General features: G+C 49.9%; 21 protein-coding genes and 1 tRNA gene. 7 read left to right on the top strand and 15 right to left on the bottom strand.

From position 1 onward, the window contains the following. The first annotated feature begins 271 nt into the window (after window positions 1–271). The gene (locus KG631_RS10500; protein ID WP_213999605.1) at window positions 272–433 is read left to right on the top strand and encodes a hypothetical protein; all 162 of its coding nucleotides are present in this window, start codon (window positions 272–274) and stop codon (window positions 431–433) included. A 118-nt stretch (window positions 434–551) separates the two neighbouring features. Here KG631_RS10500 and KG631_RS10495 read toward each other — a convergent pair whose 3' ends face one another. Next, window positions 552–1,616, bottom strand: a complete 1,065-nt coding sequence (locus KG631_RS10495; RefSeq protein WP_213999603.1) for a hypothetical protein — start codon at window positions 1,614–1,616, stop codon at window positions 552–554. Window positions 1,617–1,886: 270 nt separating this feature from the next. Here KG631_RS10495 and KG631_RS10490 point away from each other — a divergent pair, with 270 nt between their 5' ends. Next, the gene (locus tag KG631_RS10490) at window positions 1,887–2,594 is read left to right on the top strand and encodes a transporter substrate-binding domain-containing protein (RefSeq protein ID WP_213999601.1); all 708 of its coding nucleotides are present in this window, start codon (window positions 1,887–1,889) and stop codon (window positions 2,592–2,594) included. A 20-nt stretch (window positions 2,595–2,614) separates the two neighbouring features. Here KG631_RS10490 and KG631_RS10485 read toward each other — a convergent pair whose 3' ends face one another. The 7 genes from KG631_RS10485 to KG631_RS10455 all read right to left on the bottom strand — a co-directional run bounded on the left by KG631_RS10485 (window position 2,615) and on the right by KG631_RS10455 (window position 6,268). After that, a complete protein-coding gene (locus KG631_RS10485) occupies window positions 2,615–3,541 on the bottom strand; it encodes a sugar phosphate isomerase/epimerase (RefSeq protein ID WP_213999598.1) in 927 nt (308 codons plus the stop codon). Between the two features lie 89 nt (window positions 3,542–3,630). Continuing rightward, a complete protein-coding gene (locus tag KG631_RS10480) occupies window positions 3,631–4,026 on the bottom strand; it encodes a VOC family protein (protein ID WP_213999596.1) in 396 nt (131 codons plus the stop codon). A 205-nt stretch (window positions 4,027–4,231) separates the two neighbouring features. Continuing rightward, the gene (locus KG631_RS19225) at window positions 4,232–4,516 is read right to left on the bottom strand and encodes a transcriptional regulator (RefSeq protein WP_213999594.1); all 285 of its coding nucleotides are present in this window, start codon (window positions 4,514–4,516) and stop codon (window positions 4,232–4,234) included. After that, window positions 4,506–5,027 carry a hypothetical protein gene (locus tag KG631_RS10470; RefSeq protein WP_213999592.1) on the bottom strand — a complete coding sequence of 174 codons (522 nt, stop codon included), beginning with the start codon at window positions 5,025–5,027 and terminating at the stop codon, window positions 4,506–4,508. Before KG631_RS10470 ends, KG631_RS19225 begins: the two co-directional genes overlap by 11 nt. Before the next feature lie 413 nt (window positions 5,028–5,440). Continuing rightward, window positions 5,441–5,743 (bottom strand): type II toxin-antitoxin system RelE/ParE family toxin, encoded by a 303-nt coding sequence (locus KG631_RS10465; protein ID WP_213999590.1) that lies wholly within the window; start codon window positions 5,741–5,743, stop codon window positions 5,441–5,443. Next, window positions 5,736–5,990 carry a type II toxin-antitoxin system ParD family antitoxin gene (locus KG631_RS10460; protein ID WP_213999588.1) on the bottom strand — a complete coding sequence of 85 codons (255 nt, stop codon included), beginning with the start codon at window positions 5,988–5,990 and terminating at the stop codon, window positions 5,736–5,738. The genes KG631_RS10465 and KG631_RS10460 overlap by 8 nt, the downstream gene beginning before the upstream one ends. Before the next feature lie 191 nt (window positions 5,991–6,181). Next, window positions 6,182–6,268 (bottom strand) — tRNA-Leu (locus KG631_RS10455). A 194-nt stretch (window positions 6,269–6,462) separates the two neighbouring features. Between KG631_RS10455 and KG631_RS10450 the strand changes: the two genes are divergently transcribed. Next, window positions 6,463–6,966 (top strand): RDD family protein, encoded by a 504-nt coding sequence (locus KG631_RS10450; RefSeq protein ID WP_213999586.1) that lies wholly within the window; start codon window positions 6,463–6,465, stop codon window positions 6,964–6,966. A 14-nt stretch (window positions 6,967–6,980) separates the two neighbouring features. Here the strand turns inward: KG631_RS10450 and lptG are convergent, their stop codons facing one another. From lptG to lptF, 3 genes are read right to left on the bottom strand one after another with little or no spacing between them, the layout of a single operon-like run. Further along, window positions 6,981–7,688, bottom strand: coding sequence for an LPS export ABC transporter permease LptG (gene lptG / locus KG631_RS18920; protein ID WP_365868805.1), 708 nt, complete (start codon window positions 7,686–7,688; stop codon window positions 6,981–6,983). Further along, window positions 7,649–8,047, bottom strand: a complete 399-nt coding sequence (locus KG631_RS18915; protein WP_301003724.1) for an LptF/LptG family permease — start codon at window positions 8,045–8,047, stop codon at window positions 7,649–7,651. The genes lptG and KG631_RS18915 overlap by 40 nt, the downstream gene beginning before the upstream one ends. 1 nt (window position 8,048) lies before the next feature. Continuing rightward, window positions 8,049–9,155, bottom strand: coding sequence for an LPS export ABC transporter permease LptF (gene lptF, locus KG631_RS10440; RefSeq protein WP_213999584.1), 1,107 nt, complete (start codon window positions 9,153–9,155; stop codon window positions 8,049–8,051). 227 nt (window positions 9,156–9,382) lie between these two features. Between lptF and pepA the strand changes: the two genes are divergently transcribed. Genes pepA through KG631_RS10425 form a run of 3 tightly spaced genes read left to right on the top strand, consistent with a single transcriptional unit; the run spans window position 9,383 to window position 14,211 of the window. Then, window positions 9,383–10,891: a leucyl aminopeptidase gene (gene pepA, locus KG631_RS10435; protein ID WP_213999581.1), complete on the top strand. Its 1,509-nt coding sequence runs from the start codon at window positions 9,383–9,385 to the stop codon at window positions 10,889–10,891. Next, on the top strand, window positions 10,891–11,340 hold the full coding sequence (locus tag KG631_RS10430; RefSeq protein WP_213999579.1) for a DNA polymerase III subunit chi: 450 nt from the start codon (window positions 10,891–10,893) through the stop codon (window positions 11,338–11,340). Before pepA ends, KG631_RS10430 begins: the two co-directional genes overlap by 1 nt. Window positions 11,341–11,355: 15 nt before the next feature. Then, entirely contained in the window at window positions 11,356–14,211 is a 2,856-nt protein-coding gene (locus tag KG631_RS10425; protein ID WP_213999576.1) for a valine--tRNA ligase, read from the top strand. An 84-nt stretch (window positions 14,212–14,295) separates the two neighbouring features. Here KG631_RS10425 and KG631_RS10420 read toward each other — a convergent pair whose 3' ends face one another. Together KG631_RS10420 and KG631_RS10415 are read right to left on the bottom strand one after the other, a co-directional pair. Further along, window positions 14,296–15,096 carry a THxN family PEP-CTERM protein gene (locus tag KG631_RS10420; RefSeq protein ID WP_213999574.1) on the bottom strand — a complete coding sequence of 267 codons (801 nt, stop codon included), beginning with the start codon at window positions 15,094–15,096 and terminating at the stop codon, window positions 14,296–14,298. Window positions 15,097–15,424: 328 nt separating this feature from the next. After that, window positions 15,425–16,228, bottom strand: coding sequence for a THxN family PEP-CTERM protein (locus tag KG631_RS10415; protein ID WP_213999572.1), 804 nt, complete (start codon window positions 16,226–16,228; stop codon window positions 15,425–15,427). Between the two features lie 408 nt (window positions 16,229–16,636). Here KG631_RS10415 and KG631_RS10410 point away from each other — a divergent pair, with 408 nt between their 5' ends. After that, complete coding sequence (locus KG631_RS10410) at window positions 16,637–18,100, top strand: Na+/H+ antiporter NhaC family protein (protein WP_213999570.1); 1,464 nt, start codon at window positions 16,637–16,639, stop codon at window positions 18,098–18,100. Between the two features lie 323 nt (window positions 18,101–18,423). Here KG631_RS10410 and KG631_RS10405 read toward each other — a convergent pair whose 3' ends face one another. Further along, window positions 18,424–22,263, bottom strand: coding sequence for an efflux RND transporter permease subunit (locus tag KG631_RS10405; RefSeq protein WP_213999568.1), 3,840 nt, complete (start codon window positions 22,261–22,263; stop codon window positions 18,424–18,426). Next, window positions 22,253–24,070 (bottom strand): efflux RND transporter periplasmic adaptor subunit, encoded by a 1,818-nt coding sequence (locus tag KG631_RS10400; protein WP_213999566.1) that lies wholly within the window; start codon window positions 24,068–24,070, stop codon window positions 22,253–22,255. The genes KG631_RS10405 and KG631_RS10400 overlap by 11 nt, the downstream gene beginning before the upstream one ends. Window positions 24,071–24,112 lie beyond the last annotated feature (42 nt).

Genomic DNA, 24,112 nt, shown 5'->3' with positions numbered 1-24,112 from the left:
GAGTTGAATAGCGCCAAATGCCACGTCATCAAGCTGGCCTTTTGACATTTTTGCAAGTTTGTTTTCACTATCATTACTACCAAACTGAATAATTTCCATTTTGCCTCCATTTAATTTTGGGGATATATGTACCTGCAATTGCTCACCTTGGATCACTGAAAACAATAAGCATATTGCCTGATTACTTTAGCTTAGCATCTGTTCAATGATTAACATACCTTAAAACGGCAACTTGAATTACAATCATTATTGATGCCATACGGCGCTCAAAATGCGGATAAGTTTATTATTAACTCTGTTGCTGCGCTTTAAGATTTTCGCCACTAATAAAACACTCACAACAGCCGTCAATGATGGCTCGCCCTGGGCATTTTATGATGAAGAGCAAGGCGTTACCGGCATATACTTACTAAGCTGGGCTACAACCGGCTGATTAAAGAGTTTAATGAAGCCAGGTTTGACGCTGCAAGCCTCCGCTGCCTAAATAAGCTCTTAAATCGATGGCCGTAAAGCCATTTATGCCCCTCAGACTTGGTGTTAGCAGATTACCTTTACATAGGGCAAGGGCCGGTTAAGTTAACGAGCAGTTGACCATTTTCTCCATAAAAAACCCATTTACATTGCTGGGAAGATGCCAGATCAGGTGGCGGAAAATCACTGGAACCACTATCTGGTATGCCATGATTAGTGTCAAGACTAGTAAGGCTGGCTGGTATGGCATAGCTAGCGGTATAATAATTTTGCAATTCAGTTATGGCGCAGGCACTTAGTGAGATATTCCAGGAGCTGCTGTCCAGTATGTCTGCCAGGCTCAGATCCGCTGACACCCGGGTCAATTCTTTTGCCACAGCAACTGTCACAGAGTTTAGAGAATCGTCCCACCCTATGGTAAACGCTGCTCTGGCCGGGAAAAAGTACTGGCCATCCGGAACAATTTGCTGGCCCGGCTCAAATACATAGTAACTGATGAGTTCAGACTTTTTTAAATACTCTCCTCCCACAATCAGGATGACCCCGTCTTTCTCTGCCCTAAACTGCCCCGCAGTAAACCGGATATGTTGAAACCCCTTGGTATAGCGCTCAGTATTTTGCTGACTCAGTTTGCTATTGACGGAATTTTGCAGACTATTTTTCTGGGTTGGAACCAGAGTCATGTTAAGCACAGTTGCAGCAGGGTCGGTCTCACAGGCATCTGACGTGGCAAAAGACAGCGCTGGTAGCTGAACATTCTTTACCTCAGCTAATGCAATTTGCTGTAATGTTTGTTTCTGTCTCACTAATAGCGCAAAAAAGTCCTGTGCTACTTTGGCCTCCACTGCCGTTAATGCAGCAGGTTCTGCCTGCAAATTCATCTTCGCTTTTGTAGCACCCTGATTACTATGAAACAGTTGAAACGGATATAACATGTCGTTTGTTACATCGAAAATGATGAATTTCTGTGGCTCACTGTAACAAGCCGGCTGACAATTAAGTTCAGGCGCCCCCTGTAAACGGGCAATCTTCTCTGCCTGCACCAGTGAACAATCTTCACAGACATAGCCATTAATTGTTGCTGCCCGACTGATAACAGAAAAGGCCAGCATAAATCCTATTGTATAAAACCTGAGTATTTTCATTATGCTTCCCAGCCGCCACACCCCGCTACGCAGACTAAATGGCAACAGTGAAACTGTCAAATTGCCCCGGTAAACTTTTGTTCTGATTTAAAAGATCGAAGTGACTATCCTGCCCTGGCATACTTTATGTTTTTTTAGGTTCGTGTAGCGGTTATGCGGCGGCTAAACAAACGGTTAGCCAATTCCGGATTTTCAGCATACACTGTGGTTAAACTGCCGATACCCATCACATGAATAGTCATAATTTTTATGGGAGTTGTGGGAATTGCGATGCGCATAATCCTCCTAGTTAGTCTGATGTTTTCCATTCAGCTGTACGCCTCTGATAAAACGCTTACCGTTGCCGTCAATGATGGCTCGCCCTGGGCATTTTATGATGAAGAGCAAGGCGTTACCGGCATAGATGTCGAAATTATCCGGCATATACTTACTAAGCTTGGCTACAAAACTGAATTCCACCTGCTGGGCTACAACCGGCTGATTAAAGAGTTTAATGAGGGCAGGTTTGACCTTGCAAGCCCTGCTGCTTTTCCTGCTGAAAACGGTTATTTAACTGCTACTTACCTGCCATTTCAGGATATTGCAGTCTCTGTCAAAGCAAATAGTTTAACGATTAATCATATGGACGATTTAAAAGGTAAGAATATCATTGCCTATCAGTTCGCGAGCTCAGTGTTAGGTGAAGACTTTGCCTCCGTAGTGAAAGAGGCTAATTATCTGGAAGTGGCTGAGCGGGAATTACAGCTGAAGTTACTGGTGCATGACAGAACAGATGTGGTTATTGGCGAGCGACGGCTACTGATGTACATCACTCGCAACTTATTTCCCGATGTCAGGCTGGCTATCCACCCGGTGTTTAAAACCCAATCTTATGGCGCCATTTTAAAAGATAAACGATTACAACAACAATTCGATCAGGAACTGGCAGAAATACAAGCCTCCGGTGCCTATCAAAAGATCTTAAACCAATGGCCATAGCCGTTTGCTTTTGATAGCGATCAAATAAAGATTTTTTTAAAGCCGCGGATACCCTGTTGTAAGGTCAAATCGAGATTATCTGTGTTATCGCGCTCAACAAACGCATGTTGTAAACCAGCAATACCGGCCGCAGCCACCACAGGCCCGAAATCAATAGTGCCCTTGCCAAGATCGGCAAAGTTGCCATCCGCCGTCATATCTTTCATATGCCATAACGGAAAACGCCCGGGATAACGTTGAAACAGTGCTGGCACGTCCACCTGCATTTTCGCGGCCCAGTAAAAATCTATTTCCATTTTCACCAGCCTGGCATCGGTTTGGCTCAGTAAGATGTCATAAGGGCGCGTGTTGTCGAATACAGCAAATTCAAAATCATGGTTATGATACGCCAACGTGATTCCCGCCGCCTGACACTGCTCACCAATCCGGTTTAACTGCTCTGCCAGCTTCTGATAACTAAGCAAGCCTTCACTGCGTTCATGTTCGGATAAATATGGCATTACCAGATAGCGATGGCCTAAGGTATGGGCTTCAGCCAGCACCTGGTTAGTGTCGTGCAATAATGGCTGCAACATAACATGACCAGATGGTGCCGATAGCTCCAACTCAGTCAGCCAGGAAGCTATTCGTGCTGCTGGCCGGTCAAACAGTCCGGCAAACTCCAGCTCCTGATAACCCAGTTCAGCCAGTAACTGCAAGCTACTGCGCACATCCTGCAACATTAAATCCCGCACAGTATAAAGCTGAATACCGGGTTTAACATTGGGTTTAACTTTGGCCATACCATTGGTATTGGCATTGGCATTGGCAAACGCCAGACTGCCGGCCAGCAAGGGGCTTATCATCAGACCGCTGCCGGCCAGTAATTTAAGAAAATAGCGGCGCCGCAGATTAACCTTGTCGCAAGGCATACTCTCAGAATTATCCTGATAGAAGCGAGTTTTCATAATTAAGCCGGATTATTTGCCTGGTTGGTTCAGCATCTTTACATCGCCGCGGCTTACGTTCAATAAAAACGGTACTCAACAGCAACTTCCTACGTCATCGAATGCAAGCCAATTAAATTGCCTTCAGTGTCCCGCACCACGGCACAAAAACCATGTTCACCAATCGGCATTTTTGGCTGGTGAATGCTGCCGCCATTGGCCTTAGCGCGTTCTGCCTGCACCGCGCAATCCTCACAGCCAAAATACACCAGCGTGCCACCGCTACCGGGGGTATAGCCGGCCATTTTAACCAGGCTACCGCCGGCACCGTAATAACTCATACCGTTTTTTTTATCCATCGGAAAGAACCACATCTCCATCTCAGCCTCTGGCGTGGGTGATGGCATATATTCAAGTTCTATTTCAAATACGGCCTGATAAAAGGCTTTGGCGCGCGCCATATCATCTACGTAAATTTCAAAATGGACTACCGGGTTAAAGTTCATTGCGTTGCTCCTGAAGTTGATGCAGTGAGGTTGTTAATGAACGCCTCGCTACCGGGATTTACTGGGTAAACATTGGCACTAGCTGGCTACGATCAGTTGCTGTAGCAACGATAGCAGTTCTTAGCTCTTACTACCTGGTCGGATGGGAACAGCGGAGATCGACACCTGCCTAGAATAGTTTTACTGATGCTAGATTACGCTATTGTTATATCGACGCGATAGTCCGCAGTGCCGCAAGATGTGTCTGAAACGCAGTAAAACCTCGGGCGCTTAAACTAAACCAGCTGCGCGGTCTTCCGCTACTGGGAACTTTGCGGATCTTAAGATAACCGACCTCGTCAAGGTACTTTAGTTGCTTTGACAACACTGAGTCCGATACGCCGAGTTCTTCTCGCAAAAGCGCAAACTCCATTTCGTCTGCATTCGCTAATAGCGCACAAATCTGCAGGCGGTGAATAGGGTGAATCACTGGATCCAATTCAGCGGACATCGTCGGCCTCCATGTCTTTGCGCCATACTACCAACCATATCTGGCTATAAATAACAGCAATTACAAATATAGAGATAGCGATCACCGGGATAACCCAGGTAACCCCGCGACTAAATAACCACATGCTTCCAAAATAATGAAGCAGATAAACAACAATAAATGTAACTGACAGCGCCCGGGTTTTGCCGTTGCGCCAGCCTGACACCCAAACTGGCTGACTAGTGTAACTGCGCAACATAAAGAATATACCAACACACGCAAAACCAACCAGTAATGAGTTGTATGGCATTGGCGCAGCGTGGCTAACCACTAGTACCGCCATGTATAGGCCTGTCAATGGCCCTTGCCACCAAGGGATGTGCAGACGTTTAACGATGTTTTGTTTTTGTTGATTAATCATCGACAAGGCGGATTGCGCCGCTGCGCGATCAACGTTTGCCCGGGTAGCAGCGTGATCATCCGTTTTTTTTTCGCTGCTGGTTTTATCCTGGTGTTCGGTTTTACCTGCCATCTGCTCACCTTCATTATTATCGAATAATTAAACTCATTTACTTTCCACTTCAGAAACTAATGATACACTAGCGCTGACTTTCCATATCGTCAAGTAATTACTTTCAACTTTAGAAAGTTAATTCAGGTGAATGTTTGTCATATAGAAATAGCGAAGGATAAATCAGAAATCAGCAATACTTTGACGGCAACGCATATCCAACTGCCGTCCACCCCAATACTATCGGTGTAGGCACATGAAAGCTCAAGACAAAGTATTTGGGTTAAGCTAGCCGACAATATCAATATAAGTCTAAATCAGAGCTTTAAAATGTGTTTTTGCGAGAACAGTGGTGCCTAGGGTCGGACTCGAACCGACACGCCGTTTCCGGCGGCGGATTTTGAATCCGCTGCGTCTAAAGCACTCACTAAATATCAGGTCAATTCATCAAACTGTGAGCTCGGGTCCATCCGTTGGTGCAGTATTCTCGCAACTTCGATGCCCTGATCTACAGACAAATAGAAAACGACATGTTTGCCTGACGGAAAACTCTTAATACTGGCCGAAATTTCATCTCTTGGCCGCCCTAGATTGGGGTTGTTCACCAGGGTTATTAGCGTATTGTGCAACTGCTCTACATACTTTTTGGCTTGTTGCACCCCCCACTGAGCAATAGTTGTGGCAGTAATTTCCTGCACATCTGCCTCAGCAAGCGGGGAAAGCTGATATTCAGCCATTAACGCTTTGCTCCACCTCAGCAAAAATGTCTAAAACAGTTTTAGATGATTTCTTGCCGGCCGCTAACTGCTCTGCGCCGCGCAATACTTCTTGTTTTAACAGCTCTAGCTGTTGTTGCTTTTCGAGGTCTTTTTCAAAAAGTAACCTTAAGGCATCCCGGATAACCTCACTGGCAGAGGTATAAAGCCCCGAAGCAAGCTTTTCATTAATCCGTTTTTCAAATTCTGCGCCCAACGAAATATTCATATTCCACCTCAGTTTCTTACACAGCATGCGCATAATATGCGCATTAAGTAGATATAACCAGTATAGCTAACGTGCAGCGCTATGGAAATGAATTAGGTTTTCCAGGTTTTCAGGCTGGTAAAAAAATTAACCAACAAGAGCGTAAACACTGAATGGCAAAATGTTTGGATTTACTGAAGATATAAAAGTATTGGTGCCTAGGGTCGGACTCGAACCGACACGCCGTTTCCGGCGGCGGATTTTGAATCCGCTGCGTCTACCAATTTCGCCACCCAGGCACTGAGGGATATTTTGAGGTAAACGCCTGCATTATACGGTGCTGCTATGGCTTGGCAAGTGCTTTTATGACACTTTGTTTTAATTAGCTTTTAAATGCACAAAATTGCAGCAATGCTGAAAAATGCCGGGTCTGGGATCGTAAAAATGGGCGGCCGTGGTAAACTTGTCCAAGTTTTCAAACAGGACCCCCATTATGCTTGCCACTGCCCCCCGTGCCGGTTTTGCCCGCCGTTTAGCGGCGATAATTTATGATGTGCTGGTATTAGCGGCGCTGGTGATGCTGGCTGCCGGTGTGGCCATGTTGCTGGTGCAGTTACTGGTATGGGCTGGCCTGGTTAACCTGAGTGGGTATAGCGATATTGCCGACTATTTAAATACCGGCTTGCGTCGCTGGCTGTATTTTGTGTACTTAGTGGCGGTTGTTTTAAGCTTTTACGTGTACTTCTGGTGTAAAGCTGGCCAAACCCTCGGTATGCGGGCCTGGCGTATTGTCGTGGTCAAGCAAAACGGCTTGCCGCTCACCCCGTTGCAGGCGCTAGCCCGCGCCTTACTGGCATTTTTTGGTTTAGGTAACTTCTGGTTATGGCTGCGCTGGGGTAAAGGCCTGGCCTTGCAGGACCAGCTTACCGCCAGCCAGATGGTAGTAATAAGTAAAGAACACAGCAAAAGCCTGAATGTGCATCAGAGCGCGCGCTAACTTGCGTTGGTTAGCTAAACTTTCTTGCGCATTAAGTACACTGCCAATGCCATAAACAGCAGGCTGGGTAGCATTGCGCCGGCCAGCGGTGGTAACTGATACACCAGGGCCAGCGGGCCGAACAACTCGTTGCTCATAAAAAAGCCAAAGCCGGTTAAAATGCCCAACAGCACCCGCGCCGCCATGGTAACGCTGCGCAGCGGCCCGAAAATAAAGCTAAGCGCCAGCAATAACATGGCGGCAACAGACAACGGTTGTAATACTTTGCGCCAGTAAGCCAGCTCATAACGGCTGGCTTCCTGATCATTTTGCTCCAGGTAATCTACATATTGTGCCAAACCGGTCAGCGACAACATTTCAGGCTTAATGGTCACGACCCCCAGTTTATCGGGGCTTAAACTGGAGCGCCATTGTTGTTCCGGCAGGTTGTTCTGTAACACGCGCTCTGCGCTAAAGCTTAACTCAGTTACTTCGGTAAGCCGCCAGCGCTCATTGCGATACACCGCACTGCTGGCAGTCACTACCGTTTCAAGTTGCAGATCACTACCAAATTTGTAAATGGTCAGGCCGGATAAATTGCCGACGTCGTCGACTTCTTGAATATTGACAAAGCTATCACCATCTTTGGCCCACACGCCCTGGCGGGCTGCAAACAAATTACCATCGGAGATCGCTTTTATCCTCAGCTCGCGGGCGGCTCGGTCACTGACCGGCGCCCCCACTCTGCTACTGCCATCACCACCAGCACCATAACAATGGCAGATTTCATCACCGAGCCGATAATATTCAGACGCGACAACCCTGCCGCCTGCATGACCACCAGCTCACTGCTGCTGGCCAGCATACCCATCCCAATTAAGCCACCAATTAACGCCGCCATTGGGAAAAACAGCACCAAATCGCCCGGCATGCTGAACAGGGTAAACAAAGCTGCATGAACCATGTCGTAGTAGCCACGGCCAATAGAGCGCATTTGATCGATAAAACGAAACAGTGCCGACAGCACAATAAGTACGCTCAGGGTGAGGGCCGAGGTGGCCAGAATAGTGCGGCCAATGTATAAATCGAGAATTTTCAGCATATCAGGCGCGCCCCGCTACCCAGGCACGAAAACGCTGGGCGCCGGCCCGGTTTCGCAGTATCAGAAACAGTCCCAGTAGCAGCGCACTACCATGCAACCACCACATCCCCAACTCAGCCGGTATTTTGCCATCTTCCAGTGCTGAGCGGCCAATAATTAATAAGGCATAATAGCCCAGATACAACAACAGCGCGGGCAGCAAACGGCCAAATTTGCCCTGGCGCGGATTAACCCGGCTAAGTGGCACGGCTATCAGGGTAAGAATAGGAATAGATAATGGAATAGCTATGCGCCAGTGCCACTCTGCAATGGCTTCAGCACTTTTCTCTTGCAATAGCAATGGCGTACTTAAACTACCGAGCTTGCGCCGGCGTTGCTCAACTTGTTGTTCACGCAGTTGGATTTGATAGCGGCCAAATTCAGTCACTTCATAGGCCGGTGAGCGGCCATCGCCAGCATACCGCCGGCCTTGCTGTAATTCCAGCATCTGGGCACCGCTGGCGGCATCTTCACTCACCGCACCGGTTTGTGCATAAACAATGGCATGGCGGGCTTGTTCACCCTGTAATTCAGTTTGTGCCACAAATACCCGCGATAAATTATTACCTGATCGGCTTATTTCCTGCACGAAAATAACCGCTTGTTCATTGGCTGTGTGCTGGAACCGGCCCGGCACCAGCGAAAACAGGCCGACATTGCTGTCTGCTTTTTCCAGCAACTGATATTCACGTTCAGTAGCCCAGGGGCTGAGATACAAGGTAACACTGCCTGCCAATATCGCCATTACGACCGACAACAACAGCGTCAGCCGGGTAATATACCACTCACTCACCCCGGTAGAATGTAATACCGTCATTTCACTATCAGCGTACACCCGGCCATAGGCGACTAAAATCCCTAAAAAAGCACTTAATGGCAGGATGATAACCGCAAGCTGAGGTAACTTTAGGGCGACGATACTCATCACCAGTTGCCCCGGTAAATCGCCCTCAGAGGCATCAGCCAGAATTTTCACAAAGCGCTGGCTGATAATAATGCTGGTCAGAATAACAAAGACAGCCAACTGGGCACGAAAAACTTCCCCAATCAGATAGCGAAAAATAATCAAAAATGCCCCCTAAAACCTGTCTTTTTGCTGGAAACCTGGCAATTTTTAAGTAAACTTGATATTTATAGCAATTATTATCAGGCAAAGTACCGGGAAAACCGAGCTTTTTTCTCAATTCACGGTAGAATTCAGCCATGTAAATAGCTGGCACTATAGCGCTATGACAATTGTTAATGGCTATTTGTTAACGGCTATAGTAGCACAGTCTCTTAGAATCAGGAGTAAGTATGGAGTTCAGCGTTAAAAGCGGAAGTCCGGAAAAACAACGCAGCGCATGCATTGTTGTTGGCGTGTACGAGCCACGTCGTCTTTCCGCAGTAGCAGAGCAACTGGATAAAATCAGCGAAGGTTATATCAGCAATTTATTACGCCGCGGCGATTTAGAAGGCAAGCCGGGCCAGATGCTGCTGCTACATCATGTGCCGAACGTGTTAAGCGAGCGGGTATTACTGGTGGGGTGTGGTAAAGAGCGGGAGCTGGACGAACGGCAGTACCGCCAGATCATCGCCAAAACCATCAGCACCCTGAATGAAACTGGCTCAATGGAAGCGGTATGCTTTTTATCTGAATTACATGTTAAAAGCCGAGATACTTACTGGAAAGTGCGCCATGCAGTGGAAACGACCCAGGACTGCCTGTACGTATTTGACCGCTTAAAGAGTAAAAAAGACGAAACCCGCCGGCCACTGCGAAAAATTGTGTTTAATGTACCGACCCGGCGTGATCTCACCATTGGCGAGCGCGCAGTGGAACAAGGTCTGGCTATTGCCGCAGGCATTAAGCAATGTAAAGACGTTGGCAATATGCCACCGAATATCTGTACCCCGGCCTACCTGGCCGAGCAAGCGCAGGCGCTGGTTGAGCTATCAGATAAAGTCAGTGTCGAAGTGCTGGGCGCAGAAGAGCTGGCAAGCCACGGGATGAATTCCTATCTGGCAGTTGGCCGGGGTTCAGTTAATGGCCCGAAAATGTCAGTGATTAAGTATAACGGTGCCGGCAACGACAGCGCCCCGATGGTATTAATTGGGAAAGGCCTGACGTTTGACTCCGGTGGCATCAGCTTAAAACCCGGTGATGGCATGGACGAAATGAAATACGACATGTGCGGCGCCGCCTCAGTGCTTGGCACCATGCATTCGGTAATCGCTTTAGGCTTGCCCGTTAATATTGTCGCTATTCTGGCTGCGGCAGAAAACATGCCCGATGCTAATGCATATCGGCCAGGCGATATTTTAACGACCATGTCAGGTCAGACGGTTGAAGTATTAAACACCGATGCCGAAGGCCGCTTAGTGTTGTGTGATGCGCTGACCTATGCCGAACGCTTTGACCCTGAACTGGTAATTGATGTGGCTACCTTAACCGGTGCCTGTGTTATCGCACTGGGTAAACATGCTTCAGGCCTGCTAAGTAACCACAACCCACTGGCCCACGAAATACTTAATGCGTCAGAGCAAAGCGGCGATCGCGCCTGGCGTCTGCCACTGTGGGATGATTATCAGGAGCAGCTGGAAAGCCCCTTTGCCGACTTCAGTAACCTGGGTGGCCGCGCCGCTGGTACCATTACAGCTGCCTGCTTTTTGTCGCGCTTTACCCGCAAATACAACTGGGCCCACCTGGATATTGCCGGCACGGCCTGGCGTAGTGGCGGTAAAGACAAAGGCTCTACCGGCCGGCCGGTGGCGTTACTGACCCAGTTTTTAATTAACCGCGCGGGTCACAATCAGGATCACTAATGGCGGTTACCTTCTATGTGCTGGCTGATGGCCAGCAAAAACCTGCAAATGAGCTGAGCACCACGCCAGCTCATTTTGCTTTGGCATGCCAGTTGTGCGCCGACTTTTACCGCGCCAATCAGCGGGTTTTTGTTTATACTGCCAGCCAGCAAGATGCCGAGCTCGTCGACCAGCTGCTGTGGCAGTTTGAGACCGACAGCTTTGTGCCGCATAACCTTAGCGGTGAAGGCCCGGCACGTGGTGCACCGGTTGAAATAAGCTGGCAGCCCCCACGGCAAAGCCGTCAGGTATTAATTAACCTTGCGCCGGATATGCCGGCTTTTGCCAACCGGTTTGCCGACATTATCGAATTTGTTCCGGCTGAGGCTGCTGCCAAAGCACAGGCCCGGGAACGTTATAAGCAATATCGTCAGTCGGGTATTACCCCTGCTACCGTCAACGCCGACTGAACAACAGGTACTCTCATGGAAAAAACATTTAACCCCAGTCAGATAGAACAAGCCATGTATAGCGCATGGGAAAGCAAAGGCTATTTTAAACCGGCCGGCGATACCGGTAACGGCAGTTACTGCATTATGATCCCTCCGCCGAATGTTACCGGTAGTCTGCATATGGGCCATGCTTTTCAGCAAACTATAATGGATGCGATGACCCGCTATCAGCGGATGCGTGGTAAGAATACCCTGTGGCAGGTAGGCAGCGACCATGCCGGCATCGCCACCCAGATGGTAGTAGAGCGGCAATTAGCTGCAGCCGGCTTACCGGGCCGCCATGAGCTCGGCCGCGACGCCTTTATTGAAAAAGTCTGGGACTGGAAAGCTGAATCAGGTGGCACCATTACCGCACAAATGCGCCGCCTCGGCAATTCAGTCGACTGGGAGCGGGAACGCTTTACTATGGACGAAGGCTTGTCAGAAGCCGTGCAGGAAGTATTTGTGCGGCTGTATCAGGACGACTTAATTTACCGGGGTAAGCGCCTGGTTAACTGGGACCCGAAGCTGCATACCGCCATCTCAGACTTGGAAGTAGAAAATAAAGAGCAACAGGGCCATATGTGGCACCTGCGCTATCCGTTGGCCGATGGCGCTGTAACCGAAGATGGCAAAAGTTATCTGGTGGTCGCCACCACCCGGCCGGAAACCATGCTGGGCGATACTGCCGTGGCAGTAAACCCGGCTGATGAGCGCTATCAGGCATTAGTGGGCAAAGAGGTGCTGTTGCCGCTGGTAAACCGCCGTATTCCGATTGTTACTGATGAGCACGCCGATAAAGATAAGGGCACTGGCTGCGTAAAAATTACCCCGGCTCACGATTTTAACGATTATGAAGTGGGTAAACGTAACCAGTTGCCAATGATCAACATTCTAACCCAGGATGCAACTATCCGCAGTGAAGGCGAATGCTTTCACAGCAACGGTGAGCTAAACGCGGCAATGACTGCGGCCATTCCGCAGGCGTACCAAGGGCTGGACCGTTATGAAGCCCGTAAAGCTATCGTGGCCGCGTTTGAACAGGCCGGCTTACTGGAAAAAGTAGAAAACCTGACCAACACCCTGCCCTATGGCGATCGCAGTGGCGTTGTCATTGAGCCGTTACTTACTGATCAGTGGTATGTACGGGTAGCGCCGCTGGCTAAAACCGCCGTTGAAGCGGTAGAGACTGGCCAGATTGAGTTTGTGCCCAAGCAATACGAAAATATGTATTTCAGCTGGATGCGCGATATTCAGGATTGGTGTATCTCGCGGCAGTTGTGGTGGGGTCACCGCATTCCTGCCTGGTATGATAATGACGGCAAGGTATATGTGGGCCGCACCGAGCAGGAAGTACGCGACACTTACCAGTTAGCTGCCGACTTGCCCTTGCAACAAGACAATGATGTACTGGATACCTGGTTTAGCTCAGCATTGTGGACCTTCTCCACCCTGGGCTGGCCCAAGCAAACTGACGATTTGAAAACCTTTCATCCGACCGATGTACTGGTAACCGGTTTTGATATTATTTTCTTCTGGGTTGCCCGGATGATTATGATGACCATGCATTTTATTAAAGATGATGACGGTAAACCACAGGTGCCGTTTAAAACCGTTTATGTCACCGGGCTTATTCGTGATGAAAATGGCGATAAAATGTCCAAATCTAAGGGTAATGTTATCGACCCGCTGGATATGATCGACGGTATCAGCCTGCCCGACTTGCTGGCCAAGCGCACCAGCAACTTAATGCAGCCTAAACTGGCTGAGAAAATTGCTAAACAAACCGAGCAACAGTTTCCGGAAGGTATTACGGCCAGCGGTACGGATGCGGTGCGTTTCACCCTGGCATCACTCGCCTCTACCGGCCGCGATATTAACTGGGATATGAAACGGCTGGAAGGTTATCGCAACTTCTGCAACAAGCTGTGGAATGCCAGCCGTTATGTGCTGATGAATACCGAAGATAAAGACTGTGGTTTTGGCAGCGAGCCGAAAGTGTTGTCGCTGGCCGACAAGTGGATCATGGCGCAGTATCAGCAAACGGTAAAACAAGTCGGCCACTATATCGACAACTACCGCTTTGATTTAGCCGCCACAGCGCTGTACGAGTTTACCTGGAATCAGTTCTGTGACTGGTACTTAGAGCTGACCAAACCGGTGCTATTCAAAGGTAATGAGGCTGAACAGCGCGGTACTCGCCATACGCTGGTTACTGTGCTGGAAAGTTTGTTGCGTTTAATGCACCCGATTATGCCATTTATTACCGAAACCATTTGGCAGTCGGTAAAACCGCTGGCAAATATCACTGCTGACAGCATAATGCTGCAGCCGTACCCGCAGTTTGATGCCAGCCTGGCCGATGAAACTGCCATGGCTGATCTGGAATGGTTAAAAGCGGTGATCACGGCCATTCGTAACGTGCGCGGAGAAATGAACATTGCCCCCAGCAAACCACTAAACGTGCTGCTGCGCAATCTGAACAACGATGAGCAGCGTCGCTTGCAGCAAAACCAAAACTTTTTAATGGTAATGGCAAAACTGGAAACCGTTAACGTGTTGGCAGCCGATGAGAAAGCACCCGCCAGTGCTACCCAGCTAGTTGGCAGTATGGATCTACTGATCCCAATGGCTGGTTTAATTGATAAAGAGGCAGAACTTAGCCGGATTGCGAAACAACTGGAAAAAACCAATCAGGAACTGGCGCGGGTTAGCGGCAAACTGAATAACCCGGGTTTTGTGGCGAAAGCACCGGATGCCGTACTGGCAAAAGAGCGGGCTAAGCAAACTGAGCTGGAGCAAGCAGCAACCAAACTACAAGCTCAGCAGGCAGAAATTGCCGCGCTGTAGCAATACAGAGTCTGTTCAATAAGAATAAAGAACCGGAGCAAGCTCAGCTCCGGTTTTTTATTTTTAGTGTGATTAACTAGTCAACTAGCATTTTCTTGCTGAACGGCGACGGCCAAAGGCATTTAAAACCAGTAAACCTAAGCCAAAAATACCTAACATTGCGGGCTCTGGTACAGCAGTAACGGTAAAACCAAATTGAACTGGCGTGAACGCATCCTCAGGTGTCGTAAGACCAACACAACCGGTATCGACACCCACTGCAGCACAAGTTGCTGCAGGTAATAGCGTTAAATTACCGGACAGTTCGACGATATTAAGAAAATAAGTGACACCATCATAGACAAACTCTGAGTCTAAAGCACCAAACTGCAGAACGAAAATATCATCACACACGGTAGCACTTGGAAAGTCACAAGGCGCTGAGTTTGGTGTTTCAAAGAAATCAACGACAAACAGCGTGCTAAACTCTGGTATTGCTGGGCCAGGTGGATCAATTGGAGTCAGGTTGAGGGTGGTTAATAAACTACCACTTATCAGTGTGTCAAACTCGGCAGCGATAGCATTGTTGTAGTGCGTGATGCTATTGGTTGCTTCAGGTGTGCCGTCATTAGTAAATATGGTACCCACAGCAGGTGAGTCGGTTATTTCCAGACCGCTGCGAGAGTTTTCAGCTGTCCGCGAATTGTCTGTGTGATCACCACCCAACGCTCCCCAACTGATCAATGAATCATTGACGATTGCGTTAGCATTTGCTCCACCATTGTTGAATGTTGCATCTTCCCATTCCAGAGTAACTTGATAAGACCACTCTATTACCGCGGCCTGGGATAAAGGCGCCAGCAATAAAACGGCACCAGCCAAGACAGTTTTACATATTTTGTTCATGTTAATCTCCTTGTTTAAACAACAGGGCGAATAACCGCTGATATTCGCATGCACAAAGAGGTAAGCATTTTTTAAGCCGCTTTTCATGTATATGTTTTTAGACTGTTTTATATATGAAAATTTAATGATATGTAAACTTTAATGACAGTTAAGTAATTACTAAAAAAATGGTTGCTAAAAAAGCAATGCTTGACACAAAATCTGTCTCAACCGAGCAGCTCAGACCCTTGGCTCCCTGGCATAAGCTCAAAAAATATATAAAACTACTGAAAATAAAAAACCGGAGCTGACTCCGGTTTTTTATTTATTATCTAACTACATAGAAAGTTTATTTTTTGGCTGAACGGCGACGACCGAACGCTCTTAAGCCTAACAAGCCCAGACCGAACAAGCCTAACATGGCTGGCTCAGGCACGTTTACCGGGCGAGTGGTGATAAGAAAACCAAACTGTGCCGGAGTAAAAGTACTCTCTTCTGTGGTAAAACCTAAACAACCATTAGCAACTTCAACCGCCGCGCATGTCGCATTAGGCAGTGGATTCAAATTGCCTGTTAGTTCAACTATGCTAATAAAATAGTCTACGCCATCATATTCAAACTCACTATTTAACGCCCCAAACTGAATTACGAAGATGTCATCACACACACTGTCACTTGGATAACCACAAGGGGTTGTGTTAGGTGTTTCGAAAAAATCTACGAAGAAATCAGTCATAAACTCTGGCGCCGCCGGTCCGACGGGATTAACTGGCGTTAAAGTCAGAGTAGTTCTTACTTCGGCGCTGAGCAGGGTCGCGAAGTTACTAGACAAGATATTATTGTAGTGAGTAATAGTGTTTGTTGGCGCAGGCATCATGTCATTAGTAAACACATTACCCACCGCTGGTGAATTGGTAATTTCCAAACCACTACGTGAATTCGAAGCGCTTTGGGTCGGATCAGTATGATCACCGCCCGTACTACCCCAACTAATCAGTGACTCGTCCTGGAATGTAGTACCATTGCCAGTAGTAAATTCTGCATCCAGCCATTCGGTCGTTACGTTATAAGACCACTCAATGACTGCCGCCTGAGTAAATGGCGCAACCAGTAGAGCGGCACCCGCCAACATACCCTTACATAATTTGTTCATATTAAATCTCCTTGTTGGAACAAAAGGGCGAATAACCGCTAATATTCGCATTCCCTATACTTAAAGCATTAATCAGGCCATTTTTTAAATCACTGTTTTTAATATAATTTAACATTTGGCACAAATCTTGGTGTAAATTTTCATGACAATAACTCCAGCCCCGGGAAGGGCGAATACTGCTTCTAGCGCTGACCAGACAATTCTCTGGTGGAAAAATATTTTTTTGATATTATTGCCCGGTGGTTTTCTGCTAACTAAAACCATAACTCCTTATCATTAATGATAACGAGTTCAGAACTATAAAAAGTGCGCTCCGTTGCGTTGTAATATCTGCTGCAGCGGTTTATCAACCTGGCTCCGATATGCGGAGTTTTTATTTGAGAGTAAAAAATGTCAGCAGATAACCCAATGGATAGTCTTGCCGAACCTGTTGCAGCTGCGGTCGAAGCGGCCGCAGCTGTTATACCCACAGAACCTTCTGTTATTAGTCTGATCCCACCTTTGGTGGTTATTGCCTTTGCAGTCTGGCTGAAAAGGCCAATTCTGGCTTTGATCCTCGGTGCCGTTGCCGGACTCTTGCTGATTGGCAGCCCCAAAGACGCCCTGTTTAATCTGGGTGAAACCTCGGTCAGGGTGATGCAGGACGAAACTATCGGTTGGTTGATCTTAGTCTGTGGTGGTTTTGGCGCACTGATAGCCCTGCTGGTGCATACCGGAGGTGCCTTTGCCTTTGGCCGGGTGGCCCAGCAATATGCCAGCGGCCGCAAGCCCTCCTTATTAATGACCTATTTTCTGGGTATTGTGATCTTTATTGATGACTATTTGAATGCGCTGACCGTTGGCGAGACCATGAAGCGCATTACAGATAAATATAAAGTATCGCGGGAAATGCTGGCCTATGTGGTCGATTCAACTGCGGCACCAATTTGTGTGTTGGTGCCTATTTCCACCTGGGCGGTGTTTTTTGGTGGTTTGCTTGTTGCCAATGGTGTGGCTCCGGACACCGACCCTAATGGTATCAGTACCTACATTTCAGCTATCCCCTATATGCTATATGCCTGGCTGGCTATGCTGATGGTGTTGCTGGTTATTCTGGGCATAGTGCCGCTGTTCGGGCCGATGAAAAAAGCTGAACTGGCAGCACAGAGTGCACCGGCAATTGACGAAGCCACGGCCCCGGTTATTGCCGCACGCACCAGCCACGGTGCTGATGAGTTTGCGATGCAATCATTTGAACAGGAAATACAGCAAAGCGACCGCACCCACGGTAAATTACACAACTTTGTGTTGCCGATGCTGATGCTGGTTGGTTTTACTATCTGGTTTGATGCCGAAATCTGGCCGGCGCTAATTCTGACGTTTATCCTCACTATCCCGATGTATATGGCGCAGCGGTTAATGCCATTTGTCGAAATGATGGAACTGATGATGCACGGCTTTAAAACCATGCTACCAGCCATCTGTACCGTTATTGCAGCCTTTACCTTTAAAGATGTCTGTGATCAACTCGGCTTGCCGCTGTATGTTATCGAGAACCTAGCACCTTATATGAACGCACAAATGTTACCGGCCCTGGTGTTTTTAGCCATGGCGGTGCTGGCCTTCGCCACCGGCTCCAGCTGGGGTATTTTTGCTGTGTCGATTCCGATAGTCATGCCACTGGCGTTCGCGGTGGATGCCAACATTCCACTGGTAATAGGCGCGCTGTTATCGGCCAGTTCTTTTGGTAGTCAGGCCTGCTTTTACAGTGACTCGACAGTGCTGGCCGCGCAGGGTTCGGGTTGTAGCCTGATGAGCCACGCGCTTACACAGTTCCCCTATGCGTTAATAGCAGCCATAGTGGCCTTTTTTGGCTTTATCCTGCTGGCTTAGTTTAGCGTGGTTCAGTCGGGCTGCAAACCGGATTACCCGAAGCTGACCGTTGAAGCCCCGGACGGGCGGATAAATGCGTCAGGAACGCATTTATACAGCTCCGCTGGCCCGTAGGGTAAACTTCATCGATGAAGTTTATAATCGAGCCCCCATGGATGGGGTTATGGCGTGTCGGCTTGGGTGATCCGCTTGTCGCCAGGGGTAGTGTGAACGACTACAACACCCAATTTGCCTTGCCACAGCAACTCGCCTGCGGCTCAGACACTCTGCGGCAACCAAATCGGGGTTCCAGTCTTACACACTAAAGTTGAAGTCGATCGCATTTACTCACTCCGCAATTTCCTTTCCTCCACCGCACAATACAGCACGGGCACCATAAACACGCTTAACAGCACAAACAACATACCGCCAAAGGTCGGAATAGCCATTGGGATCATTAAATCTGCCCCGCGACCAGTGGCACTTAATACCGGTAATAACGCCAGAATAGTGGTCGCCGAGGTCATCAGACAGGGCCGGATCCGTTTGGCTGCGGCTGCCAGCACCAGCGCCCGCACCTCTGCTTTACTGCCGGGTTTGCTGTCAGTAAAGGCCTGCTTTAAGTAACTGGCCATCACAATCCCGTCGTCGACCGCGATACCAAATAACGCCAGAAAGCCCACCCAGACAGCGATGCTTAAATTGTAAGGCTGTAACTGAAACAGCTGTCGCAGGTTAGTGTCAAACAGACTGAAATTCATAAACCAGCTTTGGCCAAACCAGTCCAGCATAATAAAACCACCGGCCCAGGCAACGGCGATGCTACTGAAAATCATCAGCGTCGTACTCACCCGTCTGAACTGCAGATAAAGCAGCATGAAAATCAGGATCAACGCCAGCGGTACTACCCATAACAAGGTTGTGGCGGCCCGCTGTTGCTGCTCAAAACTACCGGCAAAACTATAGCTGGTTCCGGCTGGCAACTGCCAGGCGCCACTGGCAATCTCTCTATCCAGATAGTCGGCTACCGCATCAACCACCTCTACTTCGGCCATGCCCGGCTTACCACCGAAGGTTACATAGGCGGTCAGGAAAGTATTTTCCGAGCGGATCATCTGCGGTCCACGCTGATAATGAATATCGGCTAATTGGTTTAGCGGCAACGGATAACCGGCAGGCGTATCGACCAATACTTCAGCAAGTTGCTCCAACGTATCCCGACGCTCCCGCATATAGCGTACCCGGATGGGATAGCGCTCGCGGCCAGCAATAATTCGTCCGGCCTCCATGCCGCCAACTGCATTCGCTATCGCCTGCTGCACCTGTTGCATACTCAGCCCGTGGCGGGCGATTGCCGCGCGATCCGGATGAATTTCCAGATAAGGCTGGCCGACAATACGCTCGGCATTGACCGTCGCTGGCAACACCGTCGGAGCCTCGCGCAATAACTGCTCAAGTTGCAATGCCGTTTGTTCCAGCGTTGCCAGATCTGGCGCAGCCAGTTTTATGCCCATCGCCGAGCGCATGCCAGTTTGCAACATTAGCTGGCGGGTTTCTATCGGCTGCAGCTTAGGCGCTGACGTGACCCCGGGTAACTGGGCGGCCTGAATAATCTCCTGCCAGATATCATCCGGGCTGGTAATGTGATCGCGCCATTGCCGGTAGGGCCGGCCCTGGTTATCGGGGATCAGCTGGCCGGTGTTATCCCTGGCGTATTGCTGGCTCTCAGGGTCAAACCGGAAATACAGCCGTTTACCGTTGCTATCCGTTTTATATTCGCTGTGATACTGAATCAGCGTCTCAATCATGCCAAGTGGTGCCGGATCCAGCGCGGTTTCCGCCCGGCCAATTTTGCCAGCTACTGAACGCACTTCCGGAATAGCGGCAATCGCCTGGTCCTGTTGCTGCAATACCGCCAGTGCCTCAGCCATCGACGCATGCGGCATCAGGCTTGGCATCAGTAAAAACGCCCCTTCATCCAGGGCTGGCATAAACTCCCGCCCCATGCCGGGGTAGCGCTGCGCCGTGGTGCTGTCAGCTGCCACCCAGGGCAGCACCCGTTCAGCGCCAAACCAGATACTGAGCCCATGTAATACCAGCAGCAATGGCAACAACATAAACAGCAGTTTCAGCTTCAGAACCAATTGCAGCAGCGGCAGATAACAGCGTAAAAACAGCCAGAAAAACAGCAGCACCACCGCAAGCAGCAGTGCCACCAATAGCATATTACTCAGTAAACCCGCAGCCGGCCCCAATGGCAGCCAGAAGTATGCCAGCAAACCCGTCACGCTGAGTAATAATGCTAACAACAGTAATGCCCGGCCACGGCGATACAGGCTGGCTGGCAGTCTTACCCGTGCCAATGGCGTGCCGGTTAGCCAGCGGCTAGGCCACCGCGTTAGCCTGGTTGTCAGGGGCTTAAAGTACTGCTGAACTTGCTGCAGCCGTGGCGAAAACAGCATAAACAGCAATACCGGTAATAAGGTTAATGCCAATAACGCTGCTGCCAGTAATACCAGGGTTTTACTGTATGCCAGCGGACCAAATAACTTACCTTCGGCGCCCGTCATACTGAACACCGGCAGAAAACTGATTACGGTAGTGCTGATGGCAGTCAGTATTGCCGGCCCGACTTCCTGCATTGCCCGCTGCACCGCATGATAAGCAGTTAACTCAGGTTGTTGCCGGCGCTGGTGGATCAGGTTCTCGCTAACGATTATGGCCATATCAACAATAGTACCAATGGCAATGGCAATACCCGCCAGCGCCACAATATTGGCTTCAACCGCCAGCAGTTTCATACCGATAAAGCTTAGCAATACCGCCAGCGGCAACATAACACTGACCGCAAACACAGCCCGCAGGTGCCATAGCAATGCCAGCACAACAATAACAGTGACCAGTAACTGCAAACTCAGCGCCTGTTGTAAGGTCCCCAGGGTTTCATTAATCAGCTCTGAGCGGTTGTAAAATGGCACCACCGTCAGCTGGCTTAAGGTTAGCCACTCTGGCCAGGCAGTGGCGGGGTGCTGCTGCAAGTAGCGGGTCCACTGACTGTTATCGCTGCCCCAGGCCGGTAAACCATTCGCACTGGCAAAATCGGCCACCTGCTGCACAGTCGTATGCGGCCAGTCGACAACGGCTTTGGCCGGCAGACCACGGCTTACCTGGCTTAGCTGCGCATTAATATTATCGATAGCCTGCCGCGGATTATAACCCTGGCGCACCGTTACCACCCCACCAACCGCTTCAGCACCATTGATATCCAGGGCGCCGCGGCGCTGCGCCGGGCCTATACTGACAGTGGCCACCTCGGCCACGGTGACTGGCGTATTGTCAGCGGCCAGCCGCACGACTGCCTGTTCAATATCGCTGAGATCTTTTACCAGGCCGACGCCCCGTAACAGATATTCCACACCGTTAATTTCCCGGCTACCGGCACTGACATCCAGATTGGCCGCCATCACTGCATTACTGACATCGGCCAGGGTAACCTGGTGAATCCGCAATAAGTCCGGGTTAACCTCAATCTGATACTCGCGCTGGTAACCGCCAATTGACGCCACCTCACTGATGCCTTCTGCCGCCAGTAAACCTGAGCGCAAGTACCAGTCCTGAATACTCCGCAGTTCATCTAAATCCCAGCCTCCGGTAGTATTACCAGCGGGGTCGCGGCCCTCTAAGGTGTACCAGAACACCTGACCCAATGCGGTAGCATCCGGCCCCAGGCTGGGTTGTACGCCCTCCGGTAAGGTATCCGCTGGCAAACTGGCCAGTTTTTCCAGTAAACGGCTACGTGACCAGTAAAACTCCACGCTATCATCAAAAATTACTGCAATACTGGAAAAGCCGAACATCGACAAGGTACGGACATCTTTCACTCCCGCCACGCCCATCAGAGCAACACTCAGCGGATAACTCAGCTGATCTTCCACATCCTGGGGTGAACGGCCCGGCCACTCGGTAAAGACAATTTGCTGATTCTCACCCAGGTTAGGAATAGCATCGACCGCTACCGGCTGCAGCGGCATACCCGTTTGCCAGCCAAAAGGCGCATAAGCAATACCCGCCACGACAAGCAGAGCACTCAGCAGCAATACCAGCAATTTCTGATGCAGGCACAGTGCAATCAGTTGTCCGAACCAGGAGCGTTGTGGTTGCTGCAACGTTGACTCAGTGCGCATGACGGCCCCCGTTGCTGTATTGCTGTTCAATATCACCGCAACCTTGCATCATCGGCCCAAAGTAGGGGTTTAATATGGTGGCCTGAGGCTGTAGCCAGCTTGCGCCCTCCCCGTCGCCTGCCATCGGACAAAAGGCCCGGTACCAGCCAGCCGCTAATATACCCTGCTCTGCCAGCTGCAACAGCGCCTGCACCTGCTGATAATAGTGTTGGCGTGCCTGCTCAAGGTCGTTTATATGCTGACTATGACCGGCGCCACGCTGCAACTGCGTTAGCTGTGGTTGCAAACTGTCAGGCCAGTCAACCCCGGCAATCGCTTGCTCAAAGGCAGCGGTGCCCTGCTGCCAGCCTGCCAGATCGTCCTCAGTTAAGGCCAGGTACAGTTGCTGATAAGGCTCCAGAATGGCTGTTTGTTGCTCAGCGCTGAGAGTAAATTCTTCGGCCTGAGCCGGTGTCGCCATCTGCTGCTCTGTTTGTTGCGCCGGTTTTGGCTGATGAGCATGCTGCGCATGGGGGTCGCCACTGCGGCCATCCGCAGCGAGCATACTGGGTAAACCGCGGATCTGCAGCTCGCTATCCAACCGGAATGCGCCCTTGCTTACCACCAGCTCACCTTCAGACAAACCACTCAGCACCTGATAGTCGTCAGCAAAACGCCGGCCCAAGGTTACATGCCGGCCAGAAAACTCTGTCGGCTGTTCCGGATGCTGCACATAAACTAACGAGCGTTGACCGGTGTGCAGCACTGCTGATGCGGGAATAAGCAATACGTCATCCTGCCTGTCAAGCAAGCTGGCACGGGCCAGCATACCGGGCAGCAGGCGGCCATCCGGGTTATCCAGCAGTGCCCGCACAGTGACCGTCCGCCGGTTACTATCCACTTCAGGTTCCAGTAGCAGCACTTCGGTGTTAAACGTTTGCCCCGGCAGTGCCAGGAATTCGACACTGACTGGCTGCCCCGGGCTGATAGCGGTAATCTGGTGCTCAAAGGCCTCCAGCTCCAGCCAAAGCTTGTCGAGCGCCAGCACAGTGAACAAAGGCTGGCCAGCACTGACATAAGCCCCTTCGTTCACCCGCTTTTCCAGCACCCGGCCGGAAACCGGCGCACTGATAGTTACGGTATCTTGCAGATCTTCACTTTCTAAAATACTGTCAATCTGGCTGGCTGGCACTCCTAGCAGGCGCAAACGCCGCCGCGCTGCTGCCAGCGTGCTGTCCGCTGGCAGGCTGGTACCTCTTGCCGCAGCCAGTTGTTTGGCCTGCACCAGCTCCTGTTGAATAACGATAAGATCCGGGTTAAAAATTTCCACCATTGGCTGGCCGGCGCTAACATCGACCCCGCTGGTATTAAGATAAAATTTGTCGATCCGGCCTGATGTCCAGGCACTAATGGTTTTTAAGCGGCTTTGATCAGCAGCCAGTTTTCCGACTAAGGCTATACTGCCCTCGGCCGGCTGACGCCGCACCGGGCTAAGCTCAGGTTGCAGCAGTGCAAAGGCGCGAGGGCTTAAGCGCACCGCACTGGCAGCATCGCTGGCACCCGAAGCAGGATTTTCTGACCTGTCGCTGGTTACCGGAATAAGCGCCATACCACAAATAGGACAACGGTCATCAGGGTTAGTGGAGCGCACGTGCGGGTGCATTGAACAGGTATACACCGTGGCTTGTTCAGCAGACGCAGTTAATTGCTGCAGTGGGCTTTGCTTTGTAGCAGGGCTTTGCTGGGCAGCGGCTGCCACAACATTGCTATGGAGAAATAATAATACTGGCAAACTGGCCAGCATGGCGCTTTTAACCGGGATAAACATAGTAAAACCTCTGCTTTTGACATACCAAAAATGACCGTAGCG

Origin of the sequence: Arsukibacterium sp. (assembly GCF_018402695.1) — a bacterium.
In the GTDB taxonomy this organism is placed as follows: domain Bacteria; phylum Pseudomonadota; class Gammaproteobacteria; order Enterobacterales; family Alteromonadaceae; genus Alishewanella.
This window is presented reverse-complemented; position numbering and strand designations above follow the sequence as displayed.

Coding starts and splice junctions, on each gene's coding strand:
- KG631_RS10450 (WP_213999586.1), top strand. CDS start 6,463: ATGCTTGCCACTGCCCCCCGTGCCGGTTTTGCCCGCCGTTTAGCGGCG.
- KG631_RS10460 (WP_213999588.1), bottom strand. CDS start 5,990: ATGAATATTTCGTTGGGCGCAGAATTTGAAAAACGGATTAATGAAAAG.
- KG631_RS10415 (WP_213999572.1), bottom strand. CDS start 16,228: ATGAACAAATTATGTAAGGGTATGTTGGCGGGTGCCGCTCTACTGGTT.
- pepA (WP_213999581.1), top strand. CDS start 9,383: ATGGAGTTCAGCGTTAAAAGCGGAAGTCCGGAAAAACAACGCAGCGCA.
- KG631_RS10430 (WP_213999579.1), top strand. CDS start 10,891: ATGGCGGTTACCTTCTATGTGCTGGCTGATGGCCAGCAAAAACCTGCA.
- KG631_RS10400 (WP_213999566.1), bottom strand. CDS start 24,070: ATGTTTATCCCGGTTAAAAGCGCCATGCTGGCCAGTTTGCCAGTATTA.
- KG631_RS10490 (WP_213999601.1), top strand. CDS start 1,887: ATGCGCATAATCCTCCTAGTTAGTCTGATGTTTTCCATTCAGCTGTAC.
- KG631_RS10465 (WP_213999590.1), bottom strand. CDS start 5,743: ATGGCTGAATATCAGCTTTCCCCGCTTGCTGAGGCAGATGTGCAGGAA.
- KG631_RS18915 (WP_301003724.1), bottom strand. CDS start 8,047: ATGCTGAAAATTCTCGATTTATACATTGGCCGCACTATTCTGGCCACC.
- KG631_RS10420 (WP_213999574.1), bottom strand. CDS start 15,096: ATGAACAAAATATGTAAAACTGTCTTGGCTGGTGCCGTTTTATTGCTG.
- KG631_RS10495 (WP_213999603.1), bottom strand. CDS start 1,616: ATGAAAATACTCAGGTTTTATACAATAGGATTTATGCTGGCCTTTTCT.
- KG631_RS10410 (WP_213999570.1), top strand. CDS start 16,637: ATGGATAGTCTTGCCGAACCTGTTGCAGCTGCGGTCGAAGCGGCCGCA.
- KG631_RS19225 (WP_213999594.1), bottom strand. CDS start 4,516: ATGTCCGCTGAATTGGATCCAGTGATTCACCCTATTCACCGCCTGCAG.
- KG631_RS10480 (WP_213999596.1), bottom strand. CDS start 4,026: ATGAACTTTAACCCGGTAGTCCATTTTGAAATTTACGTAGATGATATG.
- KG631_RS10485 (WP_213999598.1), bottom strand. CDS start 3,541: ATGAAAACTCGCTTCTATCAGGATAATTCTGAGAGTATGCCTTGCGAC.
- KG631_RS10425 (WP_213999576.1), top strand. CDS start 11,356: ATGGAAAAAACATTTAACCCCAGTCAGATAGAACAAGCCATGTATAGC.
- KG631_RS10405 (WP_213999568.1), bottom strand. CDS start 22,263: ATGCGCACTGAGTCAACGTTGCAGCAACCACAACGCTCCTGGTTCGGA.
- KG631_RS10470 (WP_213999592.1), bottom strand. CDS start 5,027: ATGGCAGGTAAAACCGAACACCAGGATAAAACCAGCAGCGAAAAAAAA.
- KG631_RS10500 (WP_213999605.1), top strand. CDS start 272: ATGCGGATAAGTTTATTATTAACTCTGTTGCTGCGCTTTAAGATTTTC.